The organism is Bacillus sp. ISL-7 (genome assembly GCF_018613065.1).
In genome coordinates this window covers 71,362-92,445 of record NZ_JAGGQW010000021.1, presented here as the reverse complement: position 1 = coordinate 92,445, position 21,084 = coordinate 71,362, and the positions used below count along the sequence as shown (strand labels likewise).

At 37.5% G+C, this 21,084-nt stretch carries 22 protein-coding genes and 1 pseudogene; 8 read left to right on the top strand and 15 right to left on the bottom strand.

Annotation, left to right across the window (positions count from 1 at the left end; translation table 11 throughout):
- Window positions 1-180 precede the first annotated feature (180 nt).
- Complete coding sequence (locus tag J7E66_RS06140) at window positions 181-1,398, bottom strand: MFS transporter (RefSeq protein ID WP_214998496.1); 1,218 nt, start codon at window positions 1,396-1,398, stop codon at window positions 181-183.
- Between the two features lie 112 nt (window positions 1,399-1,510).
- Window positions 1,511-2,119: a superoxide dismutase gene (locus J7E66_RS06135; RefSeq protein WP_088088992.1), complete on the bottom strand. Its 609-nt coding sequence runs from the start codon at window positions 2,117-2,119 to the stop codon at window positions 1,511-1,513.
- A gap of 353 nt (window positions 2,120-2,472) precedes the next feature.
- On the opposite strand from J7E66_RS06135, the gene J7E66_RS06130 reads away from it, so the two are divergent.
- Window positions 2,473-3,168: a Crp/Fnr family transcriptional regulator gene (locus J7E66_RS06130; RefSeq protein ID WP_214998495.1), complete on the top strand. Its 696-nt coding sequence runs from the start codon at window positions 2,473-2,475 to the stop codon at window positions 3,166-3,168.
- Window positions 3,169-3,199: 31 nt separating this feature from the next.
- Here the strand turns inward: J7E66_RS06130 and J7E66_RS06125 are convergent, their stop codons facing one another.
- On the bottom strand, window positions 3,200-3,682 hold the full coding sequence (locus tag J7E66_RS06125) for a DUF456 domain-containing protein (RefSeq protein WP_088088995.1): 483 nt from the start codon (window positions 3,680-3,682) through the stop codon (window positions 3,200-3,202).
- A 188-nt stretch (window positions 3,683-3,870) separates the two neighbouring features.
- On the opposite strand from J7E66_RS06125, the gene J7E66_RS06120 reads away from it, so the two are divergent.
- From J7E66_RS06120 to ispG, 3 genes are all read left to right on the top strand, one after another.
- Window positions 3,871-4,644, top strand: coding sequence for a DUF1189 domain-containing protein (locus J7E66_RS06120; RefSeq protein WP_214998494.1), 774 nt, complete (start codon window positions 3,871-3,873; stop codon window positions 4,642-4,644).
- 96 nt (window positions 4,645-4,740) lie between these two features.
- Entirely contained in the window at window positions 4,741-5,079 is a 339-nt protein-coding gene (locus J7E66_RS06115) for a hypothetical protein (RefSeq protein ID WP_214998493.1), read from the top strand.
- Window positions 5,080-5,195: 116 nt separating this feature from the next.
- Window positions 5,196-6,296: a flavodoxin-dependent (E)-4-hydroxy-3-methylbut-2-enyl-diphosphate synthase gene (gene ispG / locus J7E66_RS06110; protein WP_214731935.1), complete on the top strand. Its 1,101-nt coding sequence runs from the start codon at window positions 5,196-5,198 to the stop codon at window positions 6,294-6,296.
- A 55-nt stretch (window positions 6,297-6,351) separates the two neighbouring features.
- On the opposite strand, the gene J7E66_RS06105 is transcribed toward ispG, so the two are convergent.
- Window positions 6,352-6,696 carry a hypothetical protein gene (locus tag J7E66_RS06105; RefSeq protein ID WP_251032792.1) on the bottom strand — a complete coding sequence of 115 codons (345 nt, stop codon included), beginning with the start codon at window positions 6,694-6,696 and terminating at the stop codon, window positions 6,352-6,354.
- A gap of 310 nt (window positions 6,697-7,006) precedes the next feature.
- Between J7E66_RS06105 and J7E66_RS06100 the strand changes: the two genes are divergently transcribed.
- Window positions 7,007-7,609 (top strand): 5' nucleotidase, NT5C type, encoded by a 603-nt coding sequence (locus J7E66_RS06100; RefSeq protein ID WP_214998492.1) that lies wholly within the window; start codon window positions 7,007-7,009, stop codon window positions 7,607-7,609.
- Between the two features lie 43 nt (window positions 7,610-7,652).
- Here the strand turns inward: J7E66_RS06100 and zur are convergent, their stop codons facing one another.
- The 3 genes from zur to J7E66_RS06085 are packed head-to-tail and all read right to left on the bottom strand — an operon-like array spanning window position 7,653 to window position 9,680.
- On the bottom strand, window positions 7,653-8,063 hold the full coding sequence (gene zur, locus J7E66_RS06095) for a zinc uptake transcriptional repressor Zur (protein ID WP_088089001.1): 411 nt from the start codon (window positions 8,061-8,063) through the stop codon (window positions 7,653-7,655).
- Window positions 8,053-8,910: a metal ABC transporter permease gene (locus J7E66_RS06090; RefSeq protein WP_214998491.1), complete on the bottom strand. Its 858-nt coding sequence runs from the start codon at window positions 8,908-8,910 to the stop codon at window positions 8,053-8,055. The genes zur and J7E66_RS06090 overlap by 11 nt, the downstream gene beginning before the upstream one ends.
- Entirely contained in the window at window positions 8,907-9,680 is a 774-nt protein-coding gene (locus J7E66_RS06085; protein WP_214998490.1) for a metal ABC transporter ATP-binding protein, read from the bottom strand. The genes J7E66_RS06090 and J7E66_RS06085 overlap by 4 nt, the downstream gene beginning before the upstream one ends.
- 173 nt (window positions 9,681-9,853) lie before the next feature.
- On the opposite strand from J7E66_RS06085, the gene J7E66_RS06080 reads away from it, so the two are divergent.
- On the top strand, window positions 9,854-10,111 hold the full coding sequence (locus tag J7E66_RS06080) for a DUF2624 domain-containing protein (RefSeq protein WP_168245097.1): 258 nt from the start codon (window positions 9,854-9,856) through the stop codon (window positions 10,109-10,111).
- A 27-nt stretch (window positions 10,112-10,138) separates the two neighbouring features.
- Here J7E66_RS06080 and J7E66_RS06075 read toward each other — a convergent pair whose 3' ends face one another.
- Together J7E66_RS06075 and J7E66_RS06070 are read right to left on the bottom strand one after the other, a co-directional pair.
- Window positions 10,139-11,032, bottom strand: a complete 894-nt coding sequence (locus J7E66_RS06075; protein WP_214998489.1) for a deoxyribonuclease IV — start codon at window positions 11,030-11,032, stop codon at window positions 10,139-10,141.
- Between the two features lie 21 nt (window positions 11,033-11,053).
- Window positions 11,054-12,370, bottom strand: a complete 1,317-nt coding sequence (locus J7E66_RS06070; RefSeq protein ID WP_214998488.1) for a DEAD/DEAH box helicase — start codon at window positions 12,368-12,370, stop codon at window positions 11,054-11,056.
- Between the two features lie 259 nt (window positions 12,371-12,629).
- Between J7E66_RS06070 and J7E66_RS06065 the strand changes: the two genes are divergently transcribed.
- A complete protein-coding gene (locus J7E66_RS06065; RefSeq protein WP_214998487.1) occupies window positions 12,630-13,289 on the top strand; it encodes a YqfQ family protein in 660 nt (219 codons plus the stop codon).
- A 141-nt stretch (window positions 13,290-13,430) separates the two neighbouring features.
- The gene (locus J7E66_RS06060; RefSeq protein WP_214998486.1) at window positions 13,431-14,381 is read left to right on the top strand and encodes a 4-hydroxy-3-methylbut-2-enyl diphosphate reductase; all 951 of its coding nucleotides are present in this window, start codon (window positions 13,431-13,433) and stop codon (window positions 14,379-14,381) included.
- Window positions 14,382-14,418: 37 nt separating this feature from the next.
- Here the strand turns inward: J7E66_RS06060 and J7E66_RS06055 are convergent, their stop codons facing one another.
- The 6 genes and pseudogenes from J7E66_RS06055 to dnaG all read right to left on the bottom strand — a co-directional run bounded on the left by J7E66_RS06055 (window position 14,419) and on the right by dnaG (window position 20,894).
- Window positions 14,419-15,534: a Nif3-like dinuclear metal center hexameric protein gene (locus tag J7E66_RS06055; RefSeq protein ID WP_214998485.1), complete on the bottom strand. Its 1,116-nt coding sequence runs from the start codon at window positions 15,532-15,534 to the stop codon at window positions 14,419-14,421.
- Window positions 15,521-16,240 carry a tRNA (adenine(22)-N(1))-methyltransferase gene (locus J7E66_RS06050; protein ID WP_214998484.1) on the bottom strand — a complete coding sequence of 240 codons (720 nt, stop codon included), beginning with the start codon at window positions 16,238-16,240 and terminating at the stop codon, window positions 15,521-15,523. The genes J7E66_RS06055 and J7E66_RS06050 overlap by 14 nt, the downstream gene beginning before the upstream one ends.
- 735 nt (window positions 16,241-16,975) lie before the next feature.
- Window positions 16,976-17,341: a cytochrome c550 gene (gene cccA / locus J7E66_RS06045; protein WP_214998483.1), complete on the bottom strand. Its 366-nt coding sequence runs from the start codon at window positions 17,339-17,341 to the stop codon at window positions 16,976-16,978.
- A 201-nt stretch (window positions 17,342-17,542) separates the two neighbouring features.
- A pseudogene (locus tag J7E66_RS32775) lies at window positions 17,543-17,722 on the bottom strand (acyl-CoA dehydrogenase); the annotation flags it as partial.
- A gap of 194 nt (window positions 17,723-17,916) precedes the next feature.
- Entirely contained in the window at window positions 17,917-19,044 is a 1,128-nt protein-coding gene (gene rpoD / locus J7E66_RS06040; RefSeq protein WP_168245105.1) for an RNA polymerase sigma factor RpoD, read from the bottom strand.
- A 41-nt stretch (window positions 19,045-19,085) separates the two neighbouring features.
- On the bottom strand, window positions 19,086-20,894 hold the full coding sequence (gene dnaG, locus J7E66_RS06035) for a DNA primase (protein ID WP_214998482.1): 1,809 nt from the start codon (window positions 20,892-20,894) through the stop codon (window positions 19,086-19,088).
- Window positions 20,895-21,084 lie beyond the last annotated feature (190 nt).

The window sequence follows — 21,084 nt, the reverse complement described above, 5'->3', positions numbered from 1 at the left end:
TCTTTTTTTTCTTTTTATTATTCAAGGTATATAAACACTTCCTTTTTTCACGGCTTAAAGTCACTTTCTCTATTTTAAAGGATAATTCCGCTTTTATCTATGAAAAACCCTTACCATTTTTAGCATAAAAGCCTCAGTGAAAAATGAAAAATGCGGTGAGTAAATAAAATACTCATCGCATTACGATGCTGGTAAATGTACTCTTTTAATAAAAAGATAGATGCATGTGTGCCCTGCACCCAAAGCAAGAAGTAGGATTGGTATACTGATTTCTGCATTAAACCAAGTGATAGCAGCTAAAAAGGATAATATGGAAACAATCCTTCCCAAATTCAAGAATATTTCCCGAACTACAATGTACTCAATCCTCATTTCTGCCGCTTTCCAACCTGTTCCAATCACATCATATGTAGTGGACATATATGGGACGAGCAAAAGCGGATAGGCAATTGCAATCATCCCGCCATAGATTAACAATTTGACAAAATTCACGTCCCATACAATTAACAGGACAGACGCATATAGGATAAGTCCACCAATAAGAATCGCTTTTTTTCGAAACTTTTGTTTAATTAACCTAGACGCAAGATAATACGCTATAAATGATATTCCTGAATTAAGGAGACCAAATGTACCTAAAGACAGTTCACTTCCCGTCGAAATATAAACAAGCACTGATATGACAAATGCAAAGGTCCCTTCCCTCAGTCCCTGGAAAAAGTGAGCGTTTGTAATCAAACGCCAATTTTCATTTTGTTTTCTTTCATTAAGAATCTGTTTAAAACAATAGCTTCCTGCCGATGGTCGTGGTTTCAAGGAAAAACTCATAAAAACCGCAAGTGCAAATAAAGCCAGCGACATCCCAAAAACAATGGTATATCCAGTGAATTTGTCAAATCTAGTTATGATGATTCCAGCAGCGATTGGTCCAATCATTCCACCCGCAGACGATAATATCCCTAAAAAACCATTAAAAAAATCTCTCGTATCTGGTTCGGTGATTTCAAATGTTAGCACATTATATGCAAGCCAATAAAAACCATATCCTACTCCTAACAGACTTCCTAATAAAAGTAAATAAGTAGAAGCCTTTGTGCCAGCGATTAAAACCATGACATAAAATAACGCTAAAAAAATCACACCGATTCTAAGCACGATTACTCTGTCAATTTTCTTGGCCCATCGGCCAGCTAAAATGAAGGTGAGCAGTTGTAAAACAACAATCGATAAATTAAAAAGGGCGATATCTGAATACTTACCCGTTTGTTTCCAAAGATAAATATTTACAAACGTATTGGATAAGGCAACACTTAATGAATATAACCCACCAATAATAAGCAAAAGTAATAAATCTTTTGTTAGTTTAACATCACCTAGAATCTTAAATTTTTTTGCCATAAAAAACTCCCCTTTATCTTATGGGTAGTCTTTAACAAGCAAGTTTTTCTTATTCACTTATTCAAATCCAAAAAAAAAGAAGACAGCCAAAGCTGCCTTCTTACTATTGCTATTATTTTGCTTGGCTGTAACGTTTTGAAACTTCATCCCAATTTACTACATTCCAGAAAGAGGAAATATAATCTGGGCGTTTGTTTTGATATTTCAAGTAGTAAGCATGCTCCCATACATCAAGACCAAGAATTGGAGTTTTACCTTCCATTAATGGAGAGTCTTGGTTAGGTGTACTTGATACTTCTAATTCTCCGCCAGACACAGATAGCCATGCCCAACCAGATCCGAAACGAGTAGTTGCTGCTTTAGCAAACTCTTCTTTAAAGCTTTCGAAACTGCCAAATTTGCTGCTGATTGCGTCAGCTAATTCACCAGTAGGTGCGCCGCCGCCATTTGGAGAAAGGATTTGCCAGAATAAAGAATGGTTAGCATGACCGCCGCCGTTGTTACGAACTGCAGTACGTGCAGCTTCTGGAACCGCATCCAAATTAGCAATAACTTCTTCAACTGATTTAGAAAGTAATTCTTCATTACCAGCTAAAGCGTTATTTAAATTGGTTACATATGTGTTGTGATGTCTAGTGTGGTGAATGTTCATTGTTTCTTTGTCAATATGTGGTTCAAGTGCGTTTTCTGCATACGGTAATTGTGGTAATTCAAATGCCATGATTATTCCTCCTATGTATATGGTGATTTTTTCAGCCTTAGAATTTAGAATATTTCTAAAGCTTTCCTTTTTAAGATACCAAAGTCAGTGCTCAGTTTCAAATATAATGCTTAGGCTCTTAACATAAATACCATGCCCTTAATGAAGGATTTTATTCTAAATTTTACTAAAACGTAATCCACTACCGCTCCTAATAAATATTCGATAATTTGTCACCTTTCATCCAAGGGGCAATCTGTCAACGATTTTGTCATATCCGACTTTTGTCACTACCAATTCATGTAAAGGCTCTATTGACACCTTGTTAATAATTTATTTTAATCAAAGAGAAGGGTGCTAAGGAGTGATTTTCCATGCAGAAAAGTAGTTATTCCATATATAATTTACTAGTTTACTTTTACGAAAAAAAAGAACCAATTCAAAAGATTAAAGCCGGTTCCGTTCTTTTTCAAGAGAAGGACCCTGCCCAGTATGTTTTCTTATTGCTTAAAGGAAGTATTTCACTTGGAAGAGTTCATTTACGCGGCAAGGATTTTATCTTAAAAATCTTAAATGACCAGGAATTAATTGTAGAGTATCAACTTTTCAAACCATCACCTCATTATCAATTTTACGCAAAAACGATGACAGATTGTGAAATGATCTTTATCAAGAAGGAACAATTTGAAGAATTTATTAAAAATGATCCAGAAGCAATGAGCGCTCTTGTTGCATGGCTAAGTACAGGTTATTTAAAGGCACAAATGAAATGCCAAGACCTAATTATGAATGGTAAAAAAGGCGGTTTATATTCTATCCTCATCCGCTTATCTAATACTTATGGAATTAAGACAGAGGATGGAATTCTTATTGATCTGCCCCTAACACATCAGGAATTAGCTAATTTAACCTATGGGACGCGTGAAGTTATTCAACGAGCCTTAAAAGATCTTCGCGAGAAAGAGATCATTACCTACGATAATCAAAAGTTTACCATAAAAAAACTCAACTATTTAAAAGAAGAAGTTGACTGTCAAAATTGTTCCTTTGAAATTTGCGGCTTAAATTAATCAAACAAAAGCCACCCGGAAAGGTGGCTTTTTACAAGACTAAAATAAAAAAATAAACTATCATAAGAATTTGAATAATTGTTTTTGTAATAACACTGCTTATAAATCCAATGACCGAGCCAAAACCAATTTTAATACTATCTGTGAAATTTCTTTTGTTGAAGATTAATTCTGCTCCTATTGCCCCGATAAATGGACCAATAAGGATTCCTAAAAAAGGGATAACAAATGGTCCAACGATAATCCCTATCGTACTTCCCCAGATTCCGGCCTTGGAACCTCCATATTTTTTAATTCCAATCATATTAGCAATATAGTCGGCTACAAATAAAAGTACAATAAACAAACCTTGAATCAACCAAAAGTACCATCGAAAGGGTTGAAAATTAAAAAAGACTCCATACAATAAAAAGCCTGCCAGTATAAATAACACACTTGGAACAATCGGATACACCAAACCAACAAATGCAACAATAAATAACAAAATGATGATACTCCAATAGACCAATTCCATTTTATCCATCCCTCATAAAAATTTTTCTAGATATTTTATACAGTGTACACTTTCCTTCATACGATTAAAACTTGGAATAGGTTTCAAAAATAAAATTGAGTTGCTGTCATTCTTGTATATAACCTTTACTAAAGATACAATAGATGCTGGAGCAATCATTTGTGATTTAATGTATAAAGGTGGTCATTATGAATATTTTCAAGCAATTGTATAAAAGTATCTACTCTCCTAAAGATATTGCCTTATTTCGATTCCAAGGGATAGGAAAAACAATATTATATGTTTTCTTCTTAACATTAATTTCGATTCTGCCGTCAGTAATTTACTTAAGTACGGCACTTACCACGGGTGTCGATACGGCTAGAACCATTATTACTGACGAATTACCTGATTTTTCAATTCAAGACGGGCATCTAACAGCTGATACTAAAGTGCCCATTACATTAAATAAGGATGATTTTTCTATTATTTTAGACCCAACTGGAGCTATTTCTGCAGATGATATCCAAGATGAGGGAAATTCTTTTGCCATGTTAGAAGATCAATTTGTTTTAGCTGCAGGCGGCCGATTTGATACATATCCTTATTCCATGTTAGAAGGGCTAAACATTGCAAAGGGAGACATTGTGGATTTTATTAACACAATTAGCGGAATAAAATGGATAATAATCCCTGTGGTTTCTGTGTTTATCTACTTGTTTGCATGTGCTGGCAGTTTTATCGAGGTATCGGTTTTGGCTCTAATTGGTTTATTATTAAAGAACCTTTTAGGTAGGAAACTAAATTACAGGCAGTTGTGGCGAATGGCTGCATACAGCGAAACATTACCAACATTGTTTTTTACCATTATGGCGGCAATTAAAACAACCGTTCCTAACAGCTTTTTAATTAATTGGTTTGTTGTGATCATCGTTTTATACCTAGCCATAATTGAAATTCCAAAACCCAAAAAAGTGAACTAAGAGGCGCCCAAAGCGGGCGTTTTTTTTATTAACTTGTTCTTTTTACATTCGGACAAGCATAGCAATGTACAAACTGTCTATTTGGAGGCTTGTCCGATGAAAAAGTTATTTGGTTTCTTATTAGCCGTTTTAATCATATATGTAATTTATATTGATTTAACTGTTGGCACGCTTCCTTCCTCATTCACACAGCAGGTGGATGCTAAAATCGAAACACAAAATACGGAGTTGAAAACAGAAACAAATATACCTTCTTTCGAAGCACAAGTTGAACCAGGTGAAACAGTGCTATCTATCGTGGAACATCAACTGGATAAATCACTTCCCGTATCGATTTCCGACTTAATCGAGGACTTTCGAAAATTAAATCCTGGGGAGACTCCAGAAAAAATTCAAATCGGGTCTACATATCATTTCCCTGATTACTCAAAATAAAGAGGATAGTGCTTATTCTTGTCAAAAATAGTGAAAGGCTGATAGAATAGAGTCGGATTGTTTTTATATACCTTATTCGAATCCCATTTTGAAGGAGCGAATTACTCGTGAGTGAAATATTACACCGCACAAAAACTCGACCAATTAAAGTTGGTAACTTAACGATTGGCGGGAGTAACGAATTATTTATACAAAGTATGACCACAACAAAAACACATGATGTTGAAGCAACCGTTGCTGAAATAAAGCGTCTTGAGGAAGCTGGCTGTCAGATTGTTCGGGTGGCTTGTCCGGATGAACGGGCTGCGAATGCCATTCCTGAAATCAAAAAAAGAATCAACATTCCACTTGTTGTCGATATTCATTTCGATTATAAATTGGCTCTTAAAGCAATTGAAGGCGGAGCAGATAAAATCAGAATCAATCCCGGTAATATCGGAAAACGAGAAAAAGTCGAGGCTGTCGTAAAAGCCGCGAAGGAGAAAGGTATTCCCATCAGAATCGGGGTAAATGCTGGCTCGCTCGAAAAGAGAATTTTAGAGAAATACGGATATCCAACTGCAGATGGTATGGTCGAAAGCGCGCTGCACCATATTAAAATTCTTGAGGATTTAGATTTCCATGATATTATCGTTTCCATGAAGGCCTCTGATGTAAATCTTGCCATTGAAGCTTATGAAAAGGCATCAAGAGCATTCGATTATCCCCTTCATCTTGGGATCACTGAGTCTGGAACCCTTTTTGCAGGCAGCATAAAAAGTGCGGCAGGTTTAGGCACTATTTTACACATGGGAATAGGTAACACACTACGTGTTTCCTTAAGTGCAGACCCAGTTCAGGAAGTAAAGGTTGCTAGAGAACTTTTAAAGGTATTCGGTCTCTCTTCTAACGCGGCCACATTGATCTCTTGCCCAACATGCGGCCGGATTGAAATTGACCTTATTAGTATTGCAAATGAAGTCGAAGAATACATTGAAAAAATTAAAGCTCCGATTAAAGTAGCTGTTTTAGGCTGTGCCGTTAACGGACCTGGAGAGGCCCGTGAAGCCGATATTGGCATTGCCGGTGCTCGAGGTGAAGGGTTATTATTCAGGAAGGGTGAGATCGTCCGCAAGGTTCCTGAAGCGCAATTAGTTGAGGAATTGAAAAAAGAAATTGACCAAATTGCCGAAGAATATTTTCAGAAAAAAGCAGTCGAAGATAAAATTACGAATTAACATCAAGAAACCCGGTATTTTCACCGGGTTTCTTTTTGCTCCTATGCAGGTTTTGTTAAAAGAACGGAAGAATAAAGATACCAATAACAATCGATATTGCACCGATACCAATGGCCCAGGCACCTAGTCCTGTGGCCCCTCTCCTTCTGGCAACAAAACCTAACACAATACCTGCAGCTCCAAAAAGAATAGGTAATACAAACAGTGATAAAATCGAAAGCGCTAAAGCAAGCGTTCCTAGACCTGTACCACCTGCAGCATTTTCCTTTTGCCCGGTCTGTTCCTTTCTTCGAATAAGTGGAACAGGAGCAGCTATTTCCGCTGCTGTTTCTTCCCTATATTCTGAAGATCGTATCGGAACAGAAGCACCAATGTTAGGGGTATTGTCATCTTTTTTCAATGTGTAATGGGCCTTAATAGGTGCGGCAATTTCTGATGCTGTTTCCTCCCGATATGATGTAGGAGAATTGGGAATATCTTGGCCAATATTTGCACTTTGAAGAGCTTCCTGCACTTTCGTGTCTCTTTCATCTGCCATCCTAATCCCTCACTTTCAGTAATAGGAGCATTAATTATTGTTTGCCTCTGTCTGTTTTTTAGTATGTTAATGTTTGCCTAAATTAGTTTTTTGTTTCTTTTCCCCCGTTGACCACTCAATTTTGGTAAACTAAAAGGAGAATCCTAAAAGCTATATGAAGGTGAGAGCAAAAATGAGAAAAAGGTTTGGAATCGATATTGATGGAACGGTTACATGCCCCAAATCCATCATCCCTTTTATTAATAAAGCATTTGACTTGAATATTTTGTATGAGGACGTTAATCAATATGAATTAACTCCATTCGTAAATGTTTCAGAAAAAGAGTTCGCCACATGGTTTTCTGAAAATGAACCCATGATTTATAAAGGCTCTCCTCTCGCAGATGGAGCGGGAAAAGTATTAAATAAATGGGAAAAAGAGCATGAGTTATTTTTCATTAGTGCACGCGGCTCCCATTTACTCGATGTAACCATCCAATGGTTCCTTGATAAAGGCTTAACCTTTGACCACATTGAATTAATTGGATCACATGACAAAGTAGCCACAGTGAAAAAGCATTCGGTTGATATCTTTTTTGAGGATAAACACGATAATGCTGTGATGATCCATGAAGAGTGTCAGATTCCTGTCATATTATTTGATACACCATATAATCAGGATCCTCTTCCAAAAGGTGTCATCCGGGTTAACAACTGGAAAGAAGCTTATATTTGGGTAGAAAACTGGGAAAAGCAGCAGCAGGTCCACAGGGAAATGGCTAGTTCCAGCATTTAATTTTAGATACAAAAAAACAGCTTGTATGCAGACAAGCTGTTTTTTAATGACATTCAGGACAAAGACCGTAAATCTCAAACTTATGACCTGAAATATCGTATCCTTTTAAATTTTCACTTAAGTCGTTCATTGGGCAAGTTTCAATTTCTTTCGTTTTTCCGCAGGTCATACAGATAAAATGATGATGATGGTGATGTCTTGAACATGTAAAACGGAAATGTTTCTCTCCTGATAATTCTGTCATCTCAAGAATCCCCATATTCACAAACAAGGAAAGATTACGATAGATAGTATCAAAGCTCAGACCTGGATAATCATCTTTAAGCTGATCCAAGACGTCCTTAGCCGTTAAATATTTATCACTGTCAGCAAACAATTGAAGCATATCTTCTCTTTTACCAGTTTGTTTAAACCCTTTTTCTTTTAAGTATTGGATTGCCTCATTAACGTTCACCTGACGGCACCCCCTTACGAATTAAGAATTTTTTATAAAAAATAGAAAAAATTAAGATAAGAACAGCAATCATCACGATTGTTCCACCGGGAGCTAAATCTAAGTAATACGCAGTAAACAAGCCGCCAAGTACTGACACTTCACCAAATAGGACAGATAAAAAAATAGTTTGCTTAAATCCTTTGGCTAGCCTTATACTGGCAGCTACAGGTAACGTCATTAAAGATGAAACCAACAAAATTCCGACAATTCTCATAGAAGCTGCAATTACCAAGGCCACCATGACAATAAAAATAAAATGAATACTTTTGGCAGCTATCCCTGAGGCTTTTGCGTGTTCTTCATCAAAGGATAATAAAAAAAGCTCTTTATACAATAAAATAATCACTAAAATTACCAAGATACCGATAATAAATACGACCCATAAATCGGTTCTGCTAACTGCCGAAACACTTCCAAATAAATAACTAAACAAATCAGTATTAAAACCATTGGCAAGCGAAATAAATATAACCCCTAAGCCAATACCACTAGAGAGAATAATTGGAATCGCAAGTTCTTGGTAGTGCTTATAAACGCCTCTAAGTTTTTCGATGAACAGTGATCCCCCAACAGAAAAAACCATTCCTAAGTATAGTGGATTTACTCCTGCCATCATCGCAATATTTCTTTCAAGAAGCAGGCTCGCAGCTATGCCTGCAAGAGTAACATGACTGAGTGCATCCGCAATTAACGATAGTCTTCTTACAACAACAAACACTCCTAGTAACGGGGCAATAATTCCGATCATAAGCCCCGTTAAAAAAGCATTTTGTAAAAATTCATAGTGAAAAATTCCTTGAATCATTTTACAACGCCTCCGTGCTCATGATGATGGTCTAGCATGTGAACATCATGGCCATAAATTTTAGAAATACCATCAGCCCGGAGCTGTTCAAATTCCATTGTTTCCCCATGAAAATGCAAATGTTTATTCAAGCACGCAACATGTGAGACTTTATCCGAAATCGTCCCAATATCATGAGTAACCAATAAAAGGGTAATATCATGACTTTTATTTAAATCACCCAGCATTTGATAAAAATTATTAACGTTCTCGGCATCAACGCCTACCGTAGGTTCATCCAGAATGAGGAGACTTGGTTCACTAACGAGGGCTCGTGCAATGAAAACTCTTTGTTGCTGGCCTCCAGAGAGCTCACCAATATTTCTGTTGCTAAACCCTTCCATACCGACTGCCTCCAAGGCTTCGATTACTTTTTGCGCATGTTCTTTTTTAAAAAACTTAAACATCCCAAGCTTTTTGGTTAGACCACTCTCGACAACTTCAAATACAGTAGCAGGAAAACCTGTGTTGAAGGAATTAGCCTTTTGAGAAACATAGCCAATTTTTTGCCAATCTTTAAACTTATTAATTTCCTTACCGAATAAAAAGATGTCCCCTTTTTGCGGCTTTAATAACCCTAATATCAACTTCAATAGTGTTGATTTTCCGGACCCATTAGGACCGACAATCGCTAAAAAAGAACCACTTGGAATAGTAATGTTAATGTCCTCTAGAACAACATCTTTTTCATAACGATACGAAAGTTTTTTTACTTCTATAATTGATTGCATAGTCAGCGCATCACCTTTAATTATAAGAATCATTCCGATTTAACCTAAAGTAGTATACAATAGGTATTCTTGAATGTAAAGTCTGCCACTCCGGCATTCGTCGATTTAATTCACAAAAATCTCTAATCACACTCCTGGAACTTCTTCATACATTAAGGTGAGGAGTGGTGAGGGTGACAATTTTTCAGAGCATCATTAATCATAAAATTAACACGATAACAGCTGAAGAACTGGTAAAATATGCGGATCAATTTAATATATCAGTTACTAGGCAGCAGGCAGTGAAAATTGCCGAATACTTAAGAGGGAAAAATGTGAATATATTTGATGATTCACAGCGGGCTCAATTAGTGAAAGAAATTGCTAAAACTGCGGGTCCAGCAACGGCCCGAGAAGTAAATAAATTATTTATACAGTTAACTAAAAAGTAAAAAGCTGTGCACTTGCACAGCTCTTTTTTATGATTGCGTGATAAGGTCAAGCAAGTTCTCATTGAACTTTTGTTCCCGAAGCATATGAATCTCAAATTTATATGGGGCTTTTTTATTATTCTTATCCTCACCCACATATGGAGTTTCTAAAATCTTTGGAACATCGGTAAGCTGTGGATGGTGGACAATATAATTTAGGGCCTTAAAACCGATATGGCCAAACCCGATATTTTCGTGTCTATCCTTTCGCATCCCGACCGCATTTTTACTATCATTAATATGCAGTACTTTCAATTTGTTCAAGCCAACGATTTTGTCAAACTCATTTAATACACCATCAAAATCCTCAACAATATTATAGCCTGCATCATGAGTATGGCAGGTATCAAAGCAAACGGATAACTTATCACTATAGTTAACTCCATCCATTATCATCGCTATTTCTTCGAAGGATTTTCCACACTCGGAGCCTTTTCCAGCCATCGTTTCCAAGGCAATTTGTACTTGCTCTTTGCCAGTCAGTACTTCATTTAATCCTTCGATAATTTTTTTAATACCAGCCTCGGTACCAGCACTTACATGTGCTCCAGGATGCAGGACGATTTGCTTTGCTCCAATTGCCTCTGTTCTTTCAATTTCTGTTCGAAGAAATCTAACACCCAATTCAAAAGTATCTGGATTGGTTGTATTTCCAATATTGATAATATAAGGAGCATGAACGACAATTTCGGAGATACCGTTCTGTTCCATATGCCTCCGCCCTGCTTCAATATTGAGGTCTTCGATTTTTTTTCTTCTTGTATTTTGCGGTGCCCCTGTATAGACCATAAACGTGTTTGCACCATAGGAAACAGCTTCTTCACTTGCGGCAAGCAGCATATCTTTCCCACTCATCGAAACATGTGATCCTAATTTAAGCATACCTTTTTCTCCCTGGTTTGATTATTTTTTTCTTTGCTCAATCCTTCGTTCACGCTTTTTAATTTTATCCATTTCCCATTGCATTTTCTTTTTATAACCCGGTTTTACTTTGTTTGGCTTCTTAACCAACGATTTAGCTTTTTGATCGGCCTTATCCTCCTGCCTTACACGTGTCTTCCTTTTATTTCGTTCATCGACGGTAACAAATTCGTTATTTTTAAGATCGACATTCTTAAATTGAATCCCCATTTTTTCTAACCGGTTTAACGCATCTTCATCCGATGACTCATAAATTGTGAGGGCAATGCCCGAATTTCCGGCACGCGCTGTTCTCCCGACTCTATGGATATAAAAATCTAAGTCTGATGGGAGTTCATAGTTGATGATATGGCTGACCCCTTCTATATCAATTCCTCTAGAAGCAAGGTCTGTTGCGACAATATATTGATAATCCAAATCCTGAATTTGCTTCATCATTTGTTTCCGTTCCCGAGGATTTAGATCACCATGAACTCGGCCAACTTTTAAACCTTTTTCATTTAAAAAGTATGCCACTTCTTCAGCCATTTTTTTTGTATTCGTAAATACAATCGCTAGATAAGGATTGTAGGCAAGAAGGGCATCATGAACGAGCTGCTTTTTACTCCGGTGTCTTGACGGCAAAAGGTAATGCTCTAAATTTTCTGCTGCTCTTCTTTTCGGTTCTATCTGAACAGTTTTTGGATTTTCCATATATTTTTTAAGAAAGGGTTTTAGTTTTTCCGGGATCGTTGCTGAAAAAACGAGCATTTGCAAGTTTTCTGGCATTTTAGCTGCTACTCGATCCAAATCTTCAATAAATCCCATATCTAACATCATATCAGCTTCATCCACGACAAGCATTCCCGCAGTATGAACAAATAAAGCTTTTTCACTCATCAGGTCCTTGATTCTACCCGGAGTTCCAACAACTATATGTGGCTGAACCTTTAATTTTTCAATCGACCGCTGCTTATCCGTCCCCCCAATATAGCATCTAGTCATAATGGATTGCTCTGGGCTGCAATGTGACGTTATTTTTAATATTTGGTGATAAATTTGAGAGGCAAGCTCTCTTGTAGGTGCAGTAATGACAGCTTGAACTTCCTGTCGTGACGGGTCAATTTTTTCGAGGATTGGAAGAACATAGGCAAGCGTTTTACCCGTCCCTGTTTGTGACTGACCAATAGCACTCTCTCCCTTTAAAACAACAGGAATCATCCGTTCCTGAATTTCAGTCGGCTCAGTAAAACCGAACTCCTTAACTGTTTCTATAATAAATGGTTGAAACGTAAAACGATCAAAACGATTTTCTTTCATATATTTGCTCCTTATAGTTAAAATCTCATGATTTTGGAGTAGTTTTCTTACTTTAGCAAGTGCAACACTTTCTATTCCATCATGCAATTATAGTCAATATTTCATCAAAACTCCAGTTATCTTTCGTTTTAATATCATTTTCTACTTTTTACTGACTTTTAAACAATTAAATTTGGTCTTTGTCCTGTGTATAATACCTAAACCAAATTAGGGTAAATGCATAATTTAAAGCATGAGGCAATTGAAAGGAGGCAACGAGATGCAACCAAGACCAAGAATGCCTATGCAGGGGCGAATGGGGCCAGGACCTTTTGGACCACATAATCAGATGATGAACCCTGGTTTTAACCCTTTTGGCGGCAGGAATCCAATGATGGGAGCCCCTTCCAATCCGTTTGGAGGAAGAAATAACCCCATGATGGGGCAAATGATGGGAAGGTCTAATCCTATGAACAAAGGCGGAGGGGGATTACTTTCGAAAATTCTCGGAGGAAGAAGCCAAGCTGGCGGCTTTATGGGAATGCAAGGAGCAGGAAAAGCAGCATCAGGGGGCGGAGGACTGCTCCAATCTTTAAGTAACCCTGGCGGACTAACTAGCATGTTGAACAATACGCAGCAGGTGCTAAAGACAGCCCAGTCGATTGGACCGATGATCCAACAATATAGCCCAATGATAAAAAATCTTCCTGCAATGTGGAAAATTTATAAAGGATTCAAAAATGCTTCAAAATCTACGGATGAAGCAACAGTAGAAAATAACCAATCAACTGATGCCGCCGTCGATGAATCATCAAATCATGAAGAGCCTGTAAATAGTACGTCCAATAAAAAAGGGCAACGTAAAAATAAGCAACAGCAAATACCTTCAAAGAAAGGTCCATATCAAAAAGGAAGTTCTGTTCCGAAAATGTATATATAAATGAAGAATGCTGGAGACGGCATTCTTTCTTTTCTTCCTAAAAAAGCTAAGGAAAATTGTATCTTTGTATTATTTCTATTAGTTTTATATAATAAACACGTAAAACTATTAAACACTGTCTTTTTTAGGAGGACTTTTTATATGCAAATTATCAAAATTTCACCACGCGGTTACTGCTATGGTGTCGTCGATGCCATGGTCATTGCACGAAACGCTGCTTTAGATAAAACATTACCACGCCCAATCTACATTTTAGGGATGATTGTTCATAATAAACATGTTACAGATGCTTTCGAAGAAGAAGGGATTATTACCCTAGACGGAAAAAACCGTAAAGATATTCTCGATAAAGTGGAAACAGGTACTGTTATCTTTACTGCTCATGGAATATCGCCAGAAGTTAGAGAACTCGCAAAACAGAAAGGGCTAGTAACGATAGATGCGACATGTCCTGATGTAACGAGAACCCATGATTTGATTGAAGAAAAAACAAAAGAAGGCTACCAAGTAATTTATATTGGAAAAAAAGGACATCCAGAACCGGAGGGTGCAGTTGGTGTGGCCCCTGATATGGTCCATCTGGTTGAAACTCCAAATGATGTAGAAGCATTAATGATTGACTGTGACAAGTTACTTGTCACAAATCAAACAACGATGAGTCAATGGGATGTGGCTGATACAATGAAAAAAGTTCAGGAAAAATATCCAAAAGTGGAAGTCTTTAATGAAATTTGCCATGCAACGCAAATTCGCCAAGAAGCAGTTGCAGAACAAGCAACAGAAGCTGATGTGACGATTGTAGTTGGTGATCCAAAAAGTAATAATTCCAATCGCCTTGCACAGGTCTCTGAGGAAATTGCTGGAACAAAAGCGTATCGCATTGCTGATATAACTGAGTTAGAAATTGAGTGGATTAAGGATGCCAAAAATGTCGCGGTAACATCCGGAGCCTCTACTCCAACACCGATAACAAAGGAAGTAATCACATTCCTTGAACAATTTAACCCAAATAATGAAGCTACATGGGAACGACGAAAAAAGGTCCAATTAAGCAGAATATTACCAAAGGTAAAAAAAACTGAAGCGCAGTAAATAAAAAGAACCGAGTCTGTGGACCGGTTCTTTGCTATTATACAAATTGGAATGGATCTGTATTTACTTCAGAAGGAAAAATCTCCACGGTATAACCCGTTTCTTGACACATCTTTTGTAATGTTGCAGTCAGGCCTTTTTTCATCACCTTTTCCACATTATGGCCTGGATCAATCATATTCAAGCCCTGCATTGCTGCATCATGGGCCGTGTGATAATAAATATCCCCTGTAACATACACATCTGCCCCTTGAAACTTGGCATTCATGAAGTATTTATTTCCATCCCCGCCTAAAACAGCTGCCTTTTTGATTTTAGTGCTTAAATCGCCAACCACACGGACAGTTGAAACTTCAAGTGCTAATTTCACTTTTTCCGCAAATTCTCCTAATGTCATTTCACGGACTTTCCCGATTCGGCCAAGACCGAGTACTTCACCTTTGTTCTCCAGCGGGTAGACATCATAGGCAACCTCTTCATATGGATGTGCTTTGATCATAGCAGTTATCGTTTTCTTTAGAAGTGGTTCAGGAACAATGGTCTCGATTCTTACTTCCTCCACTTCCTCTAACCTGCCTGCCTCACCAACAAAAGGATTGGTGTTTTCACCAGATACAAATCTTCCCGTCCCATTTGCGGAAAATGAACAATGGCTGTAGTTTCCAATAAATCCTGCGCCTTCATTTCCAAGGACTTTTCTAATAACTTCTGCATGGCTTACTGGAACAAAAACAACTAATTTCTTTAGCTTTGTATCAAAAGTCGGCACGAGTACCTCTGCATCTTCCAACTCTAAAGCAGTTGCAAGCAGGTCATTTACCCCGCCTTTTGCGACATCAAGGTTCGTATGGGCTGCGTAAACGGCAATATCATGTTTTAATATTTTTTCGATCATTTTCCCTTGAACCGTGTCAGTTAGCAAATTCTTAAGAGGGCGATAAATAATCGGATGGTGGGCAATAATGAGCTGAACATTTTTTTCAATTGCCTCATCGATTACATTTTCCAGTACATCAAGGGCAATCATTATTCGCTCAACTTTTTTATTTAAGCGTCCTATTTGTAAGCCAATCTTATCCCCTTCCATCGCTAACCCTTTCGGGGAAAACTGTTCAAATAGTTGAATGACTTCGTGACCGTTAGGAATTTTCATTCTTTAAAGCCTCCTCTACCAGCTTAATTTTGGCGATCATCTCTTGTTTTTTTTCATTCGTTTCAGGAGATTGGCTGGCACCCTCAAGTGCTTCATAAATACGCTGCCAATTGTTTATTTCTGCTGTCCATTTTTTCTTAAAGGTTTTATCTTGTTTTTGTAGAAGGAATGGACCAACTAAAAGCCCCATATCAAGATTTTTTTTATAAGGCTTATTCGGATCGCCCTTTTCACCTATTAAAATCTCGTATATTTTCCCATCTTCCTCGAGTATTTCTTCGTCAATTAGTTCCCAGTTATTTTCAATAAACCATTTTCTGATAGAAATCGCGCTAATATTTGGTTGTAACACCAGGCGCTTGACAGAAGTCAGCTTATCTTTACCATTTTCTAGAATGTTTGCAATTAGGGCACCCCCCATTCCAGCAATTGTAATACAATCCACTTCACCCGGTTGAATAACTTCCAGACCATCACCTAATCGCACGGAAATAACCCCCGCTAACCCTTCAGCTAATACATTCCTCTCAGCCAACTGGAAGGGTCCCTTAGCAACCTCACCAGCAATGGCAAATGGTAATCCTTCATTTTTTGCTAAGTAGCAAGGTAAATAAGCATGGTCTGAGCCAATATCTGCGAGCCTCGCTCCTTTTGGAACATAGTTAGAAACCGAAGCCAATCTTGCTGACAATTTATCTGTATTCAATCATACCACCACTTTTTATATGTAATTTACTTAATATAAGGCTTGTTAAATTTTATTATTGGTTTCCACCAAATTATATTCTTCATAGGTTATTGAAGACAGTAATCCGAAAAAAATGATAAAGAGTCTCCAATCGGGCTTATTGAAGACAAAAATCACGAAAAAAGCATCAAATTGTCTCTAATCAGGGCTATTGGAGACAAAATGTCCCGAAAAAACATCAAAGTGTCTCCAATCCGGGCTATTGGAGACAAAATGTCCCGAAAAAAGCATCAAAGTCTCTCCAATCCGGGCTATTGGAGACAAAATGTCCCGAAAAAAGCATCAAAGTCTCTCCAATCCGGGCTATTGGAGACAAAATGTCCCGAAAAAAGCATCAAAGTCTCTCCAACCAGGGCTATTGGAGACAAAATGTCCCGAAAAAAGCATCAAAGTCTCTCCAATCCGGGCTATTGGAGACAAAATGTCCCGAAAAAAGCATCAAAGTGTCTCCAACCAGGGCTATTGAAGACAAAAATCCCGAAAAAAGCATCAAAGTGTCTCCAATAGGAGCTATTGGAGACACAATGTCCCGAAAAAAGCATCAAAGTCTCTCCAATTCGGCTAATTCAAAATAAAAATCCCGAAAAAGGCATCAAAGTGTTTCGATTATTAATTTAAGGAAAAATGTCCTTGTATATTCAACAACGCCTAGTATAAAAAAAGTCCTTTACAGATGCAAAGGACCTTTTCTAGTTATTTAATGTTTGCTAACCAATCTGCCATTGCAGCAGCCTGTTCTGGTTTAACAAGACCTGCTGGCATGACTGTACCCTTACCTTTTGTAACAATGGTCATAAGTTCTTCCTTAGAATACTTGCTGCCCACACCTTTTAATGTAGGTCCTACTACCCCTTGATACTGATCGCCATGACAGCCAATACAAGATTGCTTGTAAATGTCTTCTGGCTTTGATGCGGCAACCTCTGTTTTCTCATTGCCTTCCCCATTTTCCTTAGCAACTTCTTTCATATCACCAAGGCCTTTGAAAGACAAAATTAGAATTAACACAATTCCAAATGCCATGATGAGAACGAAAGGAATAACCGGATTTCGCTTCATGATATAACCTCCCTTATGTACGAACGTCTGTTAAATATTGAATAAAGTCTACAAACAACTACTATTTTACTTGAAAATGAACAGAAGGAAAAGCCCTAAACTTATTTTATCACTATAATCTTAATAAAAAAAAGATAACAAGCCAAATTAGTGAAAATATCTAGTTTAGCCTGTTTATAAATTTGCTAATTTATTTTATTAATCATAGGCTCCCTGAGCAATCCCTACGGCCATTGCAGCAATCCCTATACGTTGTCCGGCCATCGACCATAATTAAAAACTGTTTAAGGCCTCTCTAAGCTTACCTAAAAGGTTCTTAACAGGTACTCAGGCATCTTCTAACAAACGTTCGGTTGTATTTGATAAATTCAAGCCCATCTCCTAAAATAAAAGAATAAAAAGCGGACCATGAATTTTCTTAAGTCTATTTGCAAAATGAGAGACAATTCAGTAAAATGGATTCAAATAGAGAAAGTGCTTACATTTACTTAAGTGTTTCATCTGTGTATTCATTAATTGATGCATAAGAAAAAAGCCTACTTCAGTTATGAAGTAGACTATTCATTAGAAATATTTTATTCTAAGAAATCTTTTAATCGTTTGCTGCGACTAGGATGGCGTAATTTCCGCAATGCCTTTGCTTCAATTTGACGGATACGCTCACGGGTAACACCGAAGACCTTTCCTACCTCTTCGAGTGTACGAGTACGTCCATCATCTAGTCCAAAACGCAGGCGAAGGACATTTTCTTCCCTGTCTGTTAAAGTATCTAAGACATCTTCAAGTTGCTCTTTTAATAATTCATAGGCAGCATGCTCTGAAGGTGAGGTTGCATCCTGGTCTTCAATAAAATCACCAAGGTGGGAATCATCTTCTTCACCAATAGGTGTTTCCAGTGATACAGGCTCTTGGGCAATTTTCAAAATTTCCCTAACCTTATCAGGTGTTAGATCCATATCTTCACCAATTTCTTCTGGTGTTGGTTCACGGCCAAGATCCTGAAGTAATTGACGCTGAACACGAATTAATTTATTAATGGTTTCAACCATATGCACAGGTATCCGAATGGTCCTTGCTTGGTCTGCAATCGCGCGTGTAATGGCTTGACGAATCCACCAAGTTGCATAGGTACTAAATTTAAAGCCTTTTCGATAATCAAACTTCTCAACAGCTTTGATTAGACCCATATTACCTTCCTGAATAAGATCAAGAAAGAGCATTCCACGACCGACGTAGCGTTTTGCAATACTTACTACAAGACGGAGGTTTGCTTCAGCTAGACGTCGTTTTGCTTCTTCGTCTCCTGCTTCAATTCGGTTAGCCAGCTTAATTTCCTCTTCAGCAGAAAGCAAATCAACACGGCCGATTTCTTTTAAGTACATACGAACTGGATCATTAATCTTAACCCCTGGAGGGACGCTAAGATCATTTAGATCAAATTCATCATCATCACCTTTAGCTAATTGCTTAGGATTTGGATCTTCCTCACTTTCACCAACTAATTCAATACCTTGATCACCGAGGAACTCGTAAAATTCGTCCATTTGGTGTGAATCTAGTTCAAAATTAGCCAATTTCTCAGCAATATCATCATAGGCAAGGACGCCGGTTTTTTTACCCAGTACCGTTAACTGGTCTTTCACTTGTTCAAAAGTGAATTCATTCTCAACTTCTTTTGAACGGGCTGATTTTTCAGCAGCCATATGTCCCCCTCCTTCCAGAATCAAAGACAGTAAAATGGAATCTATAGAGATTTACGCAATTGAATAATTTCCATTGCAATTGCAGCAGCTTTACCAAGATCACTTTGTCGCTCTGCTTCTTTTTGTTCCACTTCTTTTTCTTTTATCTTTAACAATTTTTGATAATTCAACACCTGTTTGATATAATCAGTTAATTCTTGATTGCTTAATTCGTCATTTATGGACATCATTTCAATATTAGCAACCATTCTTCTAAGATTGTCATCATGAATATAGGATAAAAATGCACTTGAATCAGGTTGGAAATGATCCTCATAAAATCCTAACAGATAGGTTATTATTGCCTGATGTTCATCAATATTAAACGTGTTTCCTTGTAATAAATCCTGAACTTTATAAGCAACATCTCGATCTTTTAGCATGTGTGCGATTAATCGCCTTTCTGCTGTGTAATGCGCTGGCTTGAGTTCACTTACTTTCTTAGGAATTAAAATAGGTTTATCAACAGGTTGGTTTTTTCCGGTTGTTTTTCTTTTATCAGCGAAGAAAATTTGCTTTTGCTGCTGTTTCAATGCATCTAATGAGAGTGAAAATTCTGCTGCAAGTTGCCGCAAATAATGATCTCTTTCAACCGCTTTATTCAAATTGCTGATTTCTTTAATTATCACTTCGATATATGCAAGCCTATCTCCTTCTAGCTGAAGATTTTTACCTCTGCGAAAGTAAAGAAATTTAAACGCCATCCATGTTAAGCCGGCTGCGATAACCTCATTTCGGAATTTCTCAGGACCGTTCTTTTTAATGTATTCATCGGGGTCCATGCCGTCTGGCATCATCGCTACCTTTATTTGAAAGCCAGCATTGTTAAGATGGTTCCCCGCTCGAAAAGCAGCTTCAATTCCTGCCTTATCTGAATCGTAACAGATGGTTACGGATTGGACACTTTGCCTTAAAAGGGCTATATGTTCATCTGTCAAGGATGTCCCCATTGTGGCAATGCCATTTTCCACACCCGAGCGATCTGCGGAAATTACATCGGCAAATCCCTCAAATAAAACAGCATATTGCAATTTTTTTAAACTTGGCTTCGCATTATGATAATTATATAAAATTTTACTTTTATTAAAGATTGGCGTTTCAGGACTATTTAGATATTTGGGCTCTTCGGCCCCAAGTGATCTGCCTGAAAAAGCAATCGTATTACCATTTCGGTCAAAAATCGGAAACATTATTCGATCCCTAAATCGATCGAAATAAGTCCCATCCCTTTCACGTTTGATAATTAATCCGGCTTTCTCCATCCATTCAGGTGGGAAATCTCTTTTAGATAGAAATTTATAAACAAAATCCCATGAATTTAGGGAATACCCAATTTGAAACTTATCAATCGATTCGCGAGTAAATCCCCTGCTCAGCAGATACTCTAAAGCCTGCCCGCCTTCTTTTGTATTTACAAGCAAGTGATGGTAAAATTTCTGTAACAGCTCATGAGCCCCTAAAAAAGCTTGGTGCTCTTGAGAAACCTTTTTCTCGCCTTGTCCCCCAGATAAATTAATTTCAAGGTCGATATTTACCTTCGAAGCTAGTTTAATGGCAGCTTCCTGAAATGAAATCCCTTCAAGTTCCATTAAAAAAGAAAAAACATTACCGCCAGCGCCACAGCCAAAACAATGGAAAATTTGTTTATCAATTGATACTGAAAATGATGGGGTACTTTCTCCATGGAATGGACATAATCCGAAGTAATTTCGCCCCTGTTTTTTCAGTTGAACATAATCGCTGATTACTTCGACAATATCAACAGCCTGACGAATTTGATTAATCTTTTCTTCGGCAATACGCTCTGCCATGAAAACAACTCCATTTGTACTATCAGGTATTCGGCAGGCAATCTTTAAATTCCTGCAAATTTCGACAAAATTTTTGTTAATTTTGTCATAAATTTTGAACGATCTTCAGTTTGGAAGGATTTAGGGCCTCTCCCTTCCCAGCGTCAACATATTTCCTCTTCCTATGTAGATTTTTCTTCATTCATATGGA